This is a genomic window from Thermosipho ferrireducens (assembly GCF_017358165.1).
Taxonomy (GTDB): domain Bacteria; phylum Thermotogota; class Thermotogae; order Thermotogales; family Fervidobacteriaceae; genus Thermosipho_B; species Thermosipho_B ferrireducens.
The window spans coordinates 1,908,121-1,922,102 of record NZ_CP071446.1 but is presented as its reverse complement, the minus strand read 5'-3'; the positions used below and the strand labels follow the sequence as shown (position 1 = coordinate 1,922,102).

Annotated in this window: 14 protein-coding genes; 5 read left to right on the top strand and 9 right to left on the bottom strand. The window is 30.7% G+C overall.

Annotation, left to right across the window (positions count from 1 at the left end; all coding sequences use genetic code 11):
• Position 1: 1 nt before the first annotated feature.
• The 4 genes from JYK00_RS09435 to JYK00_RS09420 are packed head-to-tail and all read left to right on the top strand — an operon-like array spanning position 2 to position 4,465.
• Positions 2 to 1,069 carry a radical SAM protein gene (locus tag JYK00_RS09435; protein ID WP_207566645.1) on the top strand — a complete coding sequence of 356 codons (1,068 nt, stop codon included), beginning with the start codon at positions 2 to 4 and terminating at the stop codon, positions 1,067 to 1,069.
• 13 nt (positions 1,070 to 1,082) lie between these two features.
• On the top strand, positions 1,083 to 2,366 hold the full coding sequence (gene thiC, locus JYK00_RS09430; protein WP_207566644.1) for a phosphomethylpyrimidine synthase ThiC: 1,284 nt from the start codon (positions 1,083 to 1,085) through the stop codon (positions 2,364 to 2,366).
• 31 nt (positions 2,367 to 2,397) lie between these two features.
• Positions 2,398 to 3,591: a thiamine-phosphate synthase family protein gene (locus JYK00_RS09425; protein ID WP_207566643.1), complete on the top strand. Its 1,194-nt coding sequence runs from the start codon at positions 2,398 to 2,400 to the stop codon at positions 3,589 to 3,591.
• On the top strand, positions 3,584 to 4,465 hold the full coding sequence (locus tag JYK00_RS09420; protein ID WP_207566642.1) for a HesA/MoeB/ThiF family protein: 882 nt from the start codon (positions 3,584 to 3,586) through the stop codon (positions 4,463 to 4,465). The genes JYK00_RS09425 and JYK00_RS09420 overlap by 8 nt, the downstream gene beginning before the upstream one ends.
• A gap of 76 nt (positions 4,466 to 4,541) precedes the next feature.
• On the opposite strand, the gene JYK00_RS09415 is transcribed toward JYK00_RS09420, so the two are convergent.
• Both JYK00_RS09415 and JYK00_RS09410 read right to left on the bottom strand, forming a co-directional pair.
• On the bottom strand, positions 4,542 to 5,900 hold the full coding sequence (locus tag JYK00_RS09415) for an ABC transporter ATP-binding protein (protein ID WP_207566641.1): 1,359 nt from the start codon (positions 5,898 to 5,900) through the stop codon (positions 4,542 to 4,544).
• A 10-nt stretch (positions 5,901 to 5,910) separates the two neighbouring features.
• Entirely contained in the window at positions 5,911 to 6,267 is a 357-nt protein-coding gene (locus JYK00_RS09410; RefSeq protein ID WP_207566640.1) for a 6TM ABC transporter family protein, read from the bottom strand.
• Positions 6,268 to 6,638: 371 nt separating this feature from the next.
• Between JYK00_RS09410 and JYK00_RS09405 the strand changes: the two genes are divergently transcribed.
• Positions 6,639 to 8,021 (top strand): S41 family peptidase, encoded by a 1,383-nt coding sequence (locus tag JYK00_RS09405; RefSeq protein WP_207566639.1) that lies wholly within the window; start codon positions 6,639 to 6,641, stop codon positions 8,019 to 8,021.
• Positions 8,022 to 8,197: 176 nt separating this feature from the next.
• Here JYK00_RS09405 and JYK00_RS09400 read toward each other — a convergent pair whose 3' ends face one another.
• The 7 genes from JYK00_RS09400 to JYK00_RS09370 all read right to left on the bottom strand — a co-directional run bounded on the left by JYK00_RS09400 (position 8,198) and on the right by JYK00_RS09370 (position 13,889).
• On the bottom strand, positions 8,198 to 9,121 hold the full coding sequence (locus JYK00_RS09400) for an aminoglycoside phosphotransferase family protein (protein WP_207566638.1): 924 nt from the start codon (positions 9,119 to 9,121) through the stop codon (positions 8,198 to 8,200).
• Positions 9,122 to 9,291: 170 nt separating this feature from the next.
• A complete protein-coding gene (locus tag JYK00_RS09395; RefSeq protein ID WP_207566637.1) occupies positions 9,292 to 10,230 on the bottom strand; it encodes an amidohydrolase family protein in 939 nt (312 codons plus the stop codon).
• A 1-nt stretch (position 10,231) separates the two neighbouring features.
• A complete protein-coding gene (locus tag JYK00_RS09390) occupies positions 10,232 to 10,807 on the bottom strand; it encodes a YdcF family protein (RefSeq protein WP_207566636.1) in 576 nt (191 codons plus the stop codon).
• A 17-nt stretch (positions 10,808 to 10,824) separates the two neighbouring features.
• Positions 10,825 to 11,418 (bottom strand): cytidylate kinase family protein, encoded by a 594-nt coding sequence (locus JYK00_RS09385; RefSeq protein WP_228288233.1) that lies wholly within the window; start codon positions 11,416 to 11,418, stop codon positions 10,825 to 10,827.
• 105 nt (positions 11,419 to 11,523) lie between these two features.
• On the bottom strand, positions 11,524 to 12,291 hold the full coding sequence (locus tag JYK00_RS09380) for an SDR family NAD(P)-dependent oxidoreductase (RefSeq protein WP_207566635.1): 768 nt from the start codon (positions 12,289 to 12,291) through the stop codon (positions 11,524 to 11,526).
• A gap of 54 nt (positions 12,292 to 12,345) precedes the next feature.
• On the bottom strand, positions 12,346 to 12,969 hold the full coding sequence (locus JYK00_RS09375; RefSeq protein ID WP_207566634.1) for a class I SAM-dependent methyltransferase: 624 nt from the start codon (positions 12,967 to 12,969) through the stop codon (positions 12,346 to 12,348).
• Between the two features lie 167 nt (positions 12,970 to 13,136).
• The gene (locus tag JYK00_RS09370; protein WP_207566633.1) at positions 13,137 to 13,889 is read right to left on the bottom strand and encodes an NUDIX domain-containing protein; all 753 of its coding nucleotides are present in this window, start codon (positions 13,887 to 13,889) and stop codon (positions 13,137 to 13,139) included.
• Positions 13,890 to 13,982 lie beyond the last annotated feature (93 nt).

Below are 13,982 nucleotides of genomic sequence, written 5' to 3'. Positions count from 1 at the left end.
TATGTTTTCAGAGTTAATAGGAGAAATTATTAGGATGGTAAAAAGTGAAATAAAAAGAAAGCATTATGTAAATTTGAATAAGGAATTTTTTATGGCAAGAGATATATTTGCTTTACTTGAAAGTAACGAGCTTTCTTTTATGGCAAAGAGAGTATTAAAAAACAACAAAAAATTTTTTGGAAATGTTGTGTTTTTATACGCACCATTATACGTCTCAAATTATTGTGTAAATGGATGTATTTACTGTGGGTTTAAGAATTCGAATTTAATTAAAAGAAGGAAGCTTAATTATGATGAAATAAGAAAAGAAATGTTATATTTAAAAAAATCAGGTGTAGAACATGTTCTTATTTTAACCGGTGAAGATCCTGAGAATGTGGGGGTGGAGTATTTATACAACGTTATAAAAATCGGTAAAATGTTTTTCAAGGAGGTTTCTTTAGAATCTTATTCGTTAAACGAGGATGATTATAAGTATCTTATTTCAGCAGGATTAACAGGAGTCACTATGTATCAAGAAACATATTGTATTGAAGAATATGCTGAACTTCATCCATTTGGACCAAAAAGTGATTATAAAAAGCGTTTAAATACAATAGAACATGCTATAAAAGCAGGAGTTAGGGAAATAAATATAGGAGTATTATATGGCTTATGTGATCCTGTATTTGAAACAATAATGCTGGCTTACCATATGGATTATTTGTTAAAAACGTATCCGTGGATAGAATACTCTGTATCGTTTCCCAGAATGAAACCTGCATATAATGTAAAATTCGATTTCGAGCAAGTTTCTGATAAAGAGCTCATACATTATATTCTTGCATTTAAGTTGCTTTTTCCAAGAGTGCATGTGAATATTTCTACCCGTGAAAATGAAAATTTTAGAAACGCGCTTGTTGGAGTTGCAACAAAGATGTCAGCTGGTTCAAGTACAAATGTGGGTGGGTACACCATTTACAAAGACGAAGTGAAGCAATTTTCAACAGAAGATAAAAGAACAATAGAAGAATTTATCAGGTATGTAAAAAGTAGAGGTTATAATCCAGCAATGGTTAATTGGGTTTAAAGGAGGAATTTATATGACGCAATTGGAATTTGCAAAAAAGGGAATTATTACGGAAGAAATGAAAATAGCAGCAGAATATGAAGGGTTAGATCCAGCATTTTTGATGAGAAAAATAGCTGATGGAAAAGTTGTACTTCCGAAAAATAAAAATAGAGCTTTTAAAAACATTCGTGCGATTGGTGAAGGTTTAAAGACAAAAGTCAATATAAATATAGGTACTTCAAAAGGATTTTCAAATTTGGATGAAGAAATAAAAAAACTTAAGGTAGCAGAGAAATATGAAGCTGATTCAATAATGAACCTTTCCACATGGGGAGATTTAAGACATATAAGAAAAGAAATAATAAAAAATTCAAATGTAATGGTTGGAACTGTACCTATATATGATGTAGCTGCAAAGGCTGTAAATCAAAGAAAAAAAGTAGTCGATTTTGAGGCAGAAGATTTTATTGAAATTGTAAAAGAACACGCAGAAGATGGGGTTGATTTTATGACAATTCATGCGGGAATTACACAAAATATGATGGAGAAATTAAAAAACTCAGATAGGATAACAAAGATAGTTTCCAGAGGTGGTTCTATAATAGCTGGATGGATGGTAATAAATAAAAGAGAAAACCCATTTTATGAATTTTTCGAAGAGATATTAGAAATATGTAGAAAATATGATGTAACCTTAAGCTTAGGTGATGCTTTAAGGCCTGGAACACTCCACGATGCAACAGATGAACTTCAACTGTATGAACTGTTAACATTAGGCGAACTTGTAGAAAAAGCTCATAGTTTTGGAGTTCAGGTAATGGTCGAGGGGCCCGGTCATATGCCTATGGGTGAAATAGAAGCTAATGTTGTATTACAAAAGAAAATATGTAAGGGGGTTCCTTTTTATGTGTTGGGCCCAATAGTAACAGACATTGCTCCGGGGTATGACCACATTACTTCTGCTATAGGTGGAGCGATTGCAGCTGCAAGTGGGGCAGATTTTCTTTGTGCAGTCACACCAGCTGAACATCTTGGATTGCCAGCTGTTGAAGATATAAAAGACGCAGTTGTAGCTGCGAAAATTGCTGCTCATTCTGCAGACATTGTGAAAAATAGAAAACATATGGAAGTCGATAATAAAATGAGCAGAGCAAGATGTAAATTAGATTGGGAAAATCAATTCAAATTAGCCATTGATGAAGAAAAAGCCAGGAATATTTACAATGAAAGAAAAATAAAAGAGGTTGAAGGATGTTCTATGTGTGGACCATTGTGCGCCTTGAAAATTTCGGAAAAGTATTTTGAAAATTCTTGAAAAATTATTATAGCGTCAGGGAGGAATCGATATGTTAATGATTTTTTCCGGGTTTGATCCATCTGGTGGGGCGGGAATATTACAGGATATAACTATTATGAAGATGTTTCAAATAAATCCAGGAGCAGTTATCTCAGCATACACTGTACAGAATGAGAAGAACTTTAAAAAAGTAATATACCGCGAGAAATTTGATGAATTTAAGTTGTTTGATAATATTACTTTAATTAAAGTTGGTCTTTCAAATTTAAAACAAATTGTTGAGTTAAGAAATAACTATAAAAATGCAAAGATAATATGGAATCCTGTTATTAAAACTTCGTCTGGTTTTAATATAATTTCTCCAGAAGAAGTGAAGAAAGGGGAAAAATACGTAGACTTAATGATAATGAATTCTGAAGAGTACAAATTGGCAAAAGTCTCTTGTGATGTAATAATAACCGGCGGGCACGAAGATACTGAAAAAATAAAAGTATTGTACAAAAACAAAGTATTTTATGCTCCAAAATACAATAAAAATTTACACGGAACTGGCTGTGTGTTTTCTTCGCTAATAGTGGCTTTTCTTTATAATAAATACACAATTGAAGAGTCTATAATAGCTTCTTTATATTATATGGATAAATTGGTTAAAAATTCTGAAAACTATGTGAAAACTGAAAACATGGTTTACGAGTTTCATAAAAGCTATATTCTGGAGGAACTGTGGAAAATTAAGACAGAAATAATAAAACTGGGGCAATATACAATACCTGAAGTTGGTCAAAATATTGTATTTGCAATGCCAAATGCGAAATGCGAAGATGATGTTGGAAAGTATCCAGGGAGGATTTACAAATTCGGTAATGAAGTCAATTTCACACATGAACCAGCATTTTTTGGTAAAAGTCACATGGCAAGAGCTGTTCTTGCCACTATGAAATATTTCCCATGGATAAGGTCTGCTATGAACATAAAATATAAAGAAGATTATATTAAAAGAGCTGAAAAGTTAGGATATAGAACTTTTTACCTGGATAGAAATAAGGAACCTGTTGAAATACGGGTAAAGGAAGGTCATTCTATACCGTATGGTCTTTCAAAGATATATGAACAGGTAAAAGAACCTATAGATTTTGTATGGGATGATGGTTTTTATGGAAAAGAGGCAATGATACGTGTTTTTGGAAGAACTCCATCAGAGGTTATAAATAAGGTGAAGGATGTGGTAGGAGTTGATGGATAAAATTTATTTTGATAGACAAATAAAATGTATTGGTCTGGAAAATACCATGAAGTTGTTAAATTACGCTGTGTATACTAAGAGTTCTCTTGCTAACAAAATTTTAAAAAATTGTGGTGTGAATATAAGCCAAAAAGGTGAGTTTAAAGATATAAAAATTTATGATGATAGCACCGTCAAGCTGGTGGGATCAGCTCAAAATAATAGTATTTTGCCTGATGAAATAATAGGAAGTCTGATTGCACAACTTGTTATATCAGAATTACTCTTTGGGATAAATACCATAAAATTGCCTTTTGACATTAGTAGAAGTATTGCACTTACTCTTAACTCTGTAAAAACCATTGTGGTTGGTTCAGGGGGTCTGGGAAATTTTGTCTCCTATGTGCTTAACAGGCGTAGAGTTCCTTTTACTATAATTGATGACGATAAAATAGATAAAACCAATCTTGCAAGGCAAATATTATTTACCGAAGATGATGTGGGAAAATTTAAGGCAGAAGTACTTGCATCAAAACTTAAGTATTGCAAAAGAGCAATTTTAGAAAAACTTAAATTAGAAAACTTAAATATTTTAGATGAATATGATGTTATATATGTTTGTGTCGATAATTTTAAAGACAGATATCTTATAACAAAATATGGGCTAAGTAAGAATAAATTAGTTTTAAATGCGGGCGTCGAAGGACAACGGGGATTAATATTAAAAAATTTTGATTTTGAAAAATATGTGGGTTTCCATGTGAATGAAAATTCTGGAAATGGTATAGTTCCTGCTATAGTTGCATTGACGGGTATAATACAGGCTTATATGCCAGTTGTAACTTTCTCATTGGTTTATTTAGACTTTTACACATCTCACAGTGTTATTTTATAAAATCTTTTGTACAAATTTTTAATATATTATTCGAAAAAGTTTTTAATAGTTGTTTTGCTGAAATTTATTTAACAACTTACACTACGATAAGTTGGTTCCTTATTATATCATTATACTTTCTACAATTTTTTAATAAATTTTCGTGATTACCTTCACATATCACTCTACCTTTATGCAAAACTATTATTCTATCTGCTTTCTTTATTGTTGATAATCTATGTGATATTATTATCACAGTGATATTCAAATTTTGTAAATTTTTAAATATCTCTGCTTCTGTTTGAGAATCAATTCCTGAAGTTGCTTCATCAAGTATAAGAACATCTGGCTTTCTGATCACAGCTCGTGCTATTGCTATTCTTTGTTTTTGACCATCAGATAGTCTTGTTCCTCTCTCTCCAACAATTGTGTCGTAACCCTTTCCCAATTCATTTATAAATTTATCTATACACGCAACTTTTATAGCGTTTGTAAATTCTTTTTCGCTGAATTTTTCTCCAAGCAAAATATTTTCTCGTATACTCATGTTAAAGAGAAAATCATTTTGATGTACCACGATTATTTTCCTTCTCAGGTCATGCAACGAATACTCAACTATGCTTTTCCCATTTACTAAAATATTTCCTTTGTCTACGTTAAAATACCTCATAACTAACTTTATTACCGTAGTTTTTCCACTACCGCTTTCTCCTACAATTGCTATACGTTCGTTCGATCTTATTTTTAAATTTAATCCTTCTAATATTGGAATGCTATCATAAGAGAAATAAACATTCCTATATTCTATATTTTTAACCTTATTTAATAATTCCAACCCACTTGTTTCTTCTTCCATTTCATGGATTTCTTTTATTCTTTTAAACACAGGTATCGTACTTTGTAGTGAAATAAAAAAATGACTTATTACTCTTACTGGTTCGTAAATCCAATTCATAAAACTGTAAAACCCTATTAAAGTTCCAAGTGTTATGTCACCTTTCATAACCAGGTATCCTCCGAAACTTAATACAATTATCGGACATATTCCTCTTATGAAGGTTATAAAATCTTCGATTGACTGTATAAACAAATTATGTTTATTACTTGCTTTTATCCAATCATTTATATAACTTTTTAGGGCTTCAATAAAGTAATTAGACTTATTAAACCTTTTAATTGTCAATGTACCTTCTATACTTTCTCGTATTCCTTCCATAACTTTGCTGTTTTTTTCACGTTCTAATTTTGAAAGTTTCTTCAACTTTTTATTAAAAGTGTTAATCGATATATTATAAAAAGGTAATGTAGCAAAAACAACTAATGCAAGTTGCCAGCTTAAATAAATAAGTACACCGCTGAAAATAATTAGAGCCATAATATTTAAACTAATACCAGGTATAGCAGCGCTTAATGATTCAGAAAAATTGGGAATATCAGAAGAGACTCGTGCTATCAAATCCCCGGTATTATTTCTCGAAATTTTTTTTTACTGGCAAATTGAAAACTTTTTTAATAAAGTAGATCTGTTCATCGCGAATAATTAAATTCCCACATTTTCTAAAATTATAATTCACAATAACCGAAAGAAATCTTTCAAAACCCTTAATAATGATAAACAGCAAAACAAATAATGGTAATTTTGAAAAATCATACTTCTGAATTATATTGTCAAATAAATATCTAATGATAAACGGGCTTGCTGCACCAATTCCAAGCAACATTGGGGAAAATATGAAAATTAGTTTTTGATATTTTAGATATTGCTTTGAATGTGCTAATAGTTTACTTAATTCTCTGTTTGAAAAAAACGAGAAAAGTTTCATTATAAATTCCTCCTCGTTTATAATGTAGTAGAGAAAATGAAATAACCCATATGATTTAAATCTTTATATTATCTCAACAAGAAGATTACAAAATGGAAATTAAATTGTCAATACTAAATATCAGATAATATTTTTAAATTCAAAAAAAAATCAAATAATGACAATATTCTCTAATTTTCATGTATTTTTAAATATCAAAATAGTTGTAAAGTTAGTTGAAATGTAAATATAACTTTTTTTTTTATTGAAATACAAATATCAAAGAGCATAAGATTTACCACTACAAATCAATTAAGAACTTGACACTGTGTAAAACTATATATAAAATATTGTTATGTTATCTAATAAGCAAAATGAGAAAGGAGAACAATATGGAAAAAATTATGCCGTATCTTTTGGGCCTTTTGATTCCAGTTCTTTTAATTTCGTTAATTGCAACATATTATATTGTTCCCAGACAAACTGTTTACAACTTTAAAGAGCAAATGGCGGCTAATACTATAATGACAAGAGAAGAAATGGAAACCGATTTAAATTATCTTGTGAATACTTTAAAAGATGTCCATCCAAAAACACTTAATGGTTTCAATAAAAAGCAAAATTATGTAATAAAGAAAGCATATAAAAAGATTGAAAGTCCAATGACAGCTGGAGAGTTTTACTTTGTACTTAATGAAGTAATATGTTCTCTGAAAGATGCCCATACTATGATATGGATTGACACAACTAAAGAGGATAAAATTATAAACTTGCCAATAATATGGCTTAAAGATGGAATGTATGTAAGCAAGAGTACAGCTGACTTAAAAAAAGGTGATAAAATTGTTTCTATTGGAGGAAAAACAGAAGCTGAACTATTAGCTGAACTTGAAAAAATAATTCCAGCTGAAAACCAGCAGTGGGTTAAAGTAATGGGAAAAATTAATCTTACTAAAGAATCTTTTTTAAACCATCTTAAGTTGATAGAAAATGACTATGTCAATATAGTGGTACAAAGAAACAATAAAAAAGTTGCAATAAAACTTCCGCTGATAAATCAAGCAGAATCTGGGAACAGTAACAACAATAGAAATTGGGTTAGTTATGATATAGATCTGGAAAATTCACTGGGAGTTTTCCGGCTTGATAAATGCATATACAACGAAGTGTATAAAACAACGTTGAAAAATTTTTTCGAAGAAGTTGCCAGAAATAATATAAAAAATATAGCAATAGATTTAAGAAAAAATACTGGTGGTAACTCTCAGGTTATAAATGAATTTATGAGATATATTGATGTAGATAAATATTTGTTTTATACAGGTGATGTGAGAATTTCAAAGCAAGCTAAACAGCAAAGAGGATATACCGGGGAAATTGATTACAAGTCATATCCAAAAAGGGTAGTCGCTAACAAGAAAGTTTTTAATAAAAACTTAATTTACAATGGCAGGATATATGTTTTAACTTCTTCATATACCTTTAGCTCCGGGAATTGGTTTGCAGTGGTTATGAGAGATAACAATTTAGGTGTAATAATAGGAGAGCCAACAGGTAATCAACCATCAAGTTATGGAGATATTTTGAGATTTCAGTTGCCAGTTTCTGGTTTTAAATTTTATGTTTCGCACAAAAAATGGGTAAGACCAAACACAGATAATGATCCAGAAAATTCATTATATCCTGACATCGAAGTTTATACTACTATAGAGGATATATTAAATGAAAAAGATCCGCAAGTGGAAAAATTAATAAAAATAATATATGAAAGATAACACTTAGGTTTTCTCAGCATGTTTTTTCAATGTATTTTATTGTTTCTTCCAGAACCTGAACTTTTAAGTTTCTGTGATTAAAGGTTTTACAATTAAAAGGTTCTACTACATTCAATTAAATTTATATTGTTATAAATAGTGTCAATCTTTACGATATTTGTTTCATGACTCTGTTCTTAAAATAACCTGAACTCTGGTTTTTTTAAGTTTTCCATTAAGTTCTTTGCTAACGAAAAAATCCTGCTATTTCCGATACTTGCTCCATATGTTATGTCTGCTATAGCTATTTTTACACTTACAATTTTGAGTTGCAAATGTTTTTCCTCACTTTTTTCAAGTCCATATCCTTCAAATAAGGCTTTCCTCAACCTGGGTCTATCTGGAGTGTATCTTTCAATTATTATTCCAAAACTGTCAACGTCAATTCCCCAGAGCATATTCTCAAAATCTATAAAACCAGTAAATCTACCATTTTCATCAACCATCCAGTTATTTTGTGAAAAATCCCAGTTTGTGGGGACAGGTTTGTTATTTGCGAAGACATAGCTATGCTTCATACACCATTGAACTAATTCTTTGTCACTGCCATTAAATAGTTCTTTATCGTATCCCAATTTCAGAATATTTTCTAATGCAGAATTAATATAATCCACTGGATCCGTTTTTGCATCATTTTCGAGGGGCGAACCATCAATCGATGGGATACCATAATACGTTCCTTCGAAATTATTGTGTAGTTGTCTGAGTAATTCTCCTGCTTTATAATATACTCGTTTTAAAATATTCTCATCATTTATTTGAGATTCATTTACTGTTTTTCCACGAATTGGTGTAGTAATTATTCCATAAAAGTTTTCGTTGTTAAAAAAATGCACTAGTTTTGGCACGTAATCTCCAAGTATACAAGTCCAATTTTTGTATGCATAAACTTCAGGACTCCATCGGTTTAACCTTTTATGAATCTTGACAAACATTCTCTTATTATTGGTAATAATTTCCAAAACACCTGTTCTGTTACTGTTACTTCTATGATTTTTTACAACTTCGAAATTCCCTATTAATGATTTCACAAACCGAACAATCTTTTCATTAATGAGCACTTTTTATACCTCCTTATATTGTTCGGCTTAAACTACTAAAATAATATCTATAATACTATAAACAATGAACAGGAAACGAACAACTTGACATACTTTTTAACATTTATTGATTCAAGATTTTTCGTCGCTTTGCTCCTTAGAATGACATAAAAAAGTAGTTAAAATATCTCTCACATTAATCCATTCAATCTAATTACGTCCAGCTCTTTAGCAGAAAAAACACCATGTTCATACAACATTAAAAATTCTTCAGATACACCATTTTGAAAAACTATTACATCGTCTGTGTTTACAGTTACTTTTATACCGTAATCAAATAATTTTCTTATAGGGTGTTTTTTTATTTCTTCTACTCTACTTAACATATAATTGCTTGTGGGACAAATATTTAATTGAATATTATTTTCGCGCAAAAATCTCATAACCGATTTCGATTTAACGGCACTTATGCCATGTTGAACTTCATCCAGTTCGAGAATTTCTACAGTTTTTTGAATGCTTTCAGCATCTCCAAATTCACCAACGTGCGCCTTTAACTTAAAACCGTTCGATTTAGCTATCCTATATAGTTGTTTAAAGTTACTTGCAGGTTGAGCAAGTTCATCACCGTAAAGGTCCACAGATTTAAAATAGTCATAATCAAGGTATGGTTCAAACCATTCAATTAGTAAATCTTGAGAAACGCTGCGGTTAAAACCTAATTCAGGAATGAAATTTACTTCAGGAGCGTATTTTTTATGAAGTTTTTTTAGAACTTCAATTAATTTTCCCGCAGATCCACCGTAAAAGTGCCTGAAATACACATCTATACTCATTTCTAATTTGACAACTCCATCTTCTTTTGCCTGTACAAAAGCAGCTTCTATGGCTTTTTCAAAACCTGTTGTTCCTTTTATATATGGCAAATAATGCTGGTTAACCCAGTTTTCCATTTCTTCAATACTGGTGATTCTTTGTGTCAACTTTGGAATTTTCCTTCCAATCCAATTTTCAATATATTCAAGATTTCCGCCTAAAATAGCATGGTTATGCAAGTCACTTTTTGGAATGGTTCTAAGTTTTTTTACATCTCTTTTTTCAAGCGCTTCAATAAATTCTTTTGTAAACATTTCAATCAGCTCCTTTGGAAACAATTTCGTCGATTATATAACTTTCAAAGTATTTTCCTATTTTAACGAGCTCATTCATAACTATTTTAACTTTGTACATATCAAGAAACCAATTGTCTTTTCTAATATCCCTCTCATCTACTACTGGAGATACAATGAACTTTACAAAATATGGGAAAAACACTTTATATGTTAGATATGCCCGACGGGCGTGAAATGTTTTGCACACCAGTATAGCTTTATTCACTGTTATTCTATGTTTTTCAATAATTTCATATGAAAATTTTGCGTTTTCAAATGTATTTGTTGCTTTATCTTCTTTTAATATTATTTCATTTGGTATTCCAAGGTCTATAGCAATATTATGCAAGAATTCCCACTCTGAATTATATTCAGGTATTTTACTATTATAACCTCCAGAAGGCAGAATATATTTAGCCAATCCTTCGTGATATAATTTCACAGCATGTTCCATTAACTCTCTATGACTACCTCCGGGAATCAATATTATATCCGCTTCTTCCAACTCATCTTCCATAAAAATAAAATCCGTAATACTATCAAACGCCTGTCTCATCCTATCTCCTTTCAATTCTAAATTGGTTTTTTCGTTAATAACGGATTTTCAAAGTCGTTATTATTGATAACAATGTCCGCTTTTTCCTTTGGAGATGCTTTTCTAAAATAAATTTGTTGGCCGGGGATATATCTTTTTTCATATTTACTGCGAATTTTTTGCTCGCTTCCAATGTAATCTTTTTCAGTGTTTCTTTTTACTGCACGTTCAACAGTTACTTTGAAATCAGCATCAACAAAAATTTTAATGTCCCAATAATTTACCAGTTCAGGTCGAAATAGAAATACTCCTTCCATTATCAAAATTGAATTACTTGCTGCTTGCTGGAACGGTGATTCAACATTTGAATCTGTTTTATAATCAAAGACTGAGGTTTTGTATAGTAATTTTCCAGAACTTAATGGTTTTAAAAGTACTTTCACCAGTGCTTTGTAATTAAATGAATTGTAATAATAACCTTCTGGCGAATCTTCACCTTTAGCGTATCGAATACTTTTAGAATTATGAAACCCATCTATAGAAGCTCTTATTATTGGCCGTTTTGAACTTTCCAGTTCCTTTGCAAGTTCTTCAGCTAAAGTTGTTTTTCCAGAAGCATCAACACCATCGATTTCTGCAAGAACAGGTCTTTGTTTATCTTTTTTAAAATAAAATTTGTTAGATATTTTAGTAAATCTTTTCGTTTTACGGAAATCCCTCCCTTTGTCTACAATTTTTTAATAAGTTTTGTTTTTTTCGGTCATTTTGCTTAAAAATTTTCCTACCGCGTCTGGACACATTCGAGAAATAAATAAAAAAACTGAAGTTTTAAAATCTGGGGTGAGCACTTTTTTATCAGCAAAGATCTTTTTTGCAAGTTTTTTTGCTGTAATCTCGGGATCTTCCATCATTTGAGGAGGAATTCCCAATGGTGATGCTGATTTTGTTCTCATTAATGGAGGATGTATTAAATTAACACTTATGTTATATTGTTCAAACTCTATAGCTAATGTTCTTGTAAGTGTTTCAATAGCAGCTTTTGTAGAAGCATAACCATGAATTTTTGCGAATCCCGTTATTCCCACCCCAGAGCTTACGTTGTATATAATACCTTTCCCCCGCTTTTTCATATGAGGAAGCACCGATTTAATCATTAAGATATATCCAAAATAGTTGACAGAAAATTCCTTTTTTGTTTCTTCTATGTTTTTGTGCTCAAAATTTTTGAAGATTGCAAGAGCCGCGTTATTAATTAAAACATCTATCTTTTCCCAATTTTCAATAACTTTATCAACTGAAAGGTTCACTTCATCTTCGATGGAAACATCACATTTGCAAAAAAGTAGATTTTCCGGGTAAATTTCCTGAAGGTTTGTTAGATTTTCTCCTGAAATATCAAAAACAGCTATTTTATGCCCATCTTCCAGAAGTGCTTTTGCCATATAGTAGCCAAGTCCATTATTTCCACCAGTTATTATCACAACCTTTTTATCTGTTTTTTTCATAATAAACACTTTCCTTTCGTAAGTATTTAGAATTTATGGAAAAAGTTTTCAATCTTATAATTTTTTAACTAAAAAGTGATAGTATCCATCTGATAAACCCTCTTCAATTATTTTAAAACCAACCTCATATAGCCATTCTTTAACCTTTTTTATAGGCGGATAATAATGATATCCTCCGTTATATACAACTTCACCTTCAACAATGGGTAATCCCATTCTTTTTCCCTCGATATATGCCTCTTTAAGCTTTTTTTCGTCTATCAATTCAACTGTAAAATATAAATATCCTTTCTTTTTCAACGCTCTGTAGAAGTTTTTTAAAACAAGCGTCCAATCTTCTGGGAAAACATTTTCCATCGCATCTATACAGATAATACCTTCAAATTCATTTTCATAACACATTTCTTGCAATCCAATTTTTACTGTCTCACAATTTGGAAATTTCTCTTTGGCTTTAATTAACATTTGTTCAGATTGGTCTATTCCTACGACCTGACAATTATTTTCCAGTATTAATTTCCAATATTTTCCTGTACCGCATGCCGCATCCAGAATCTTACATTTTTCCGGTAAAAAACTTAAAAATTTCGATAAAAAACTTTTATGTGTTTTATCAATTTTGCCCCATTTTTTATCATAATCAACGGAAAATATCGTGTCATAACGTTTTTCAGCCATACGGCGTTTTTCTTTTATCCATTTCTCTCTGTTGATTTTATCAACCCCTCGAAATTATCATTTATCGAAAAATATCATTAATTGTTCATCTCCGGTTAAAAATTTTTGTTAACACTTATAAAGAAATAAGGGTAAATTTTAGTTATTCCAGACGTGTTCGTCTCACCTTACAACATATCAATTAGTTTTTCGGGATAAAGAACTTTTTTCTTTTCTTTAAATTCTTTTATATTTACCCATTTTGCGATGTTTGGAAAAATATCAGCTGTGATATTAATTTCTTCTTTTTGATACATTTCTTCACTTACTTTTAACTCGTATATTCTACACATTTCGTGGCATTTAATTCCATTAATCTCAAAAAGATTTTCAATTGTAACTTTGTATTTTATGTTGTGAATTTCACATTCCAACTCTTCCCTTATTTCGCGGTAAATTGCATCATCGCTTTTTTCTAAAAATTCAATTCCTCCTCCAGGAAGATAATAGTATTTCCCTTTTATTTCATCTTTTTCTTCCACTACAAGGATTTCATCGCCCCTCCTGATAATACCTCTTACAGTATTTCTTATAGACTGCTTCAAATATTCAAGGGCAATAATTTCTATGTCAAAAAATCTTTCTTGAAAATCTGTTAATACACGAATTTCTTCTCTACTATACAAAGCGTTTTTATTAGCTACAACCAGTTTATCCTCATTGTCATTTTTTCTATGAATTATTCCTATAACCTTTCCCGTAAATTCAACTATTGGTTCATAAATTCCCAATATATAAGCATCTGTTTCTTCTCCATCGCCAGACAGGGTGTTTGGTACATAGCCATAATTTACGGGATAATAAAACCCATATTCCGGATGTTTTGAACCAATAGGTCTATCAACTTTCACTGTTACTGTCTTTCCCAGGAATTGTTTCATTACATTACCCCCTTACGTTTATACTTATTTATTGGAATTTCTTTGTTTTATATGCTAAAAGAATGAAAAACAAGAATTTTTTTATACTATTGC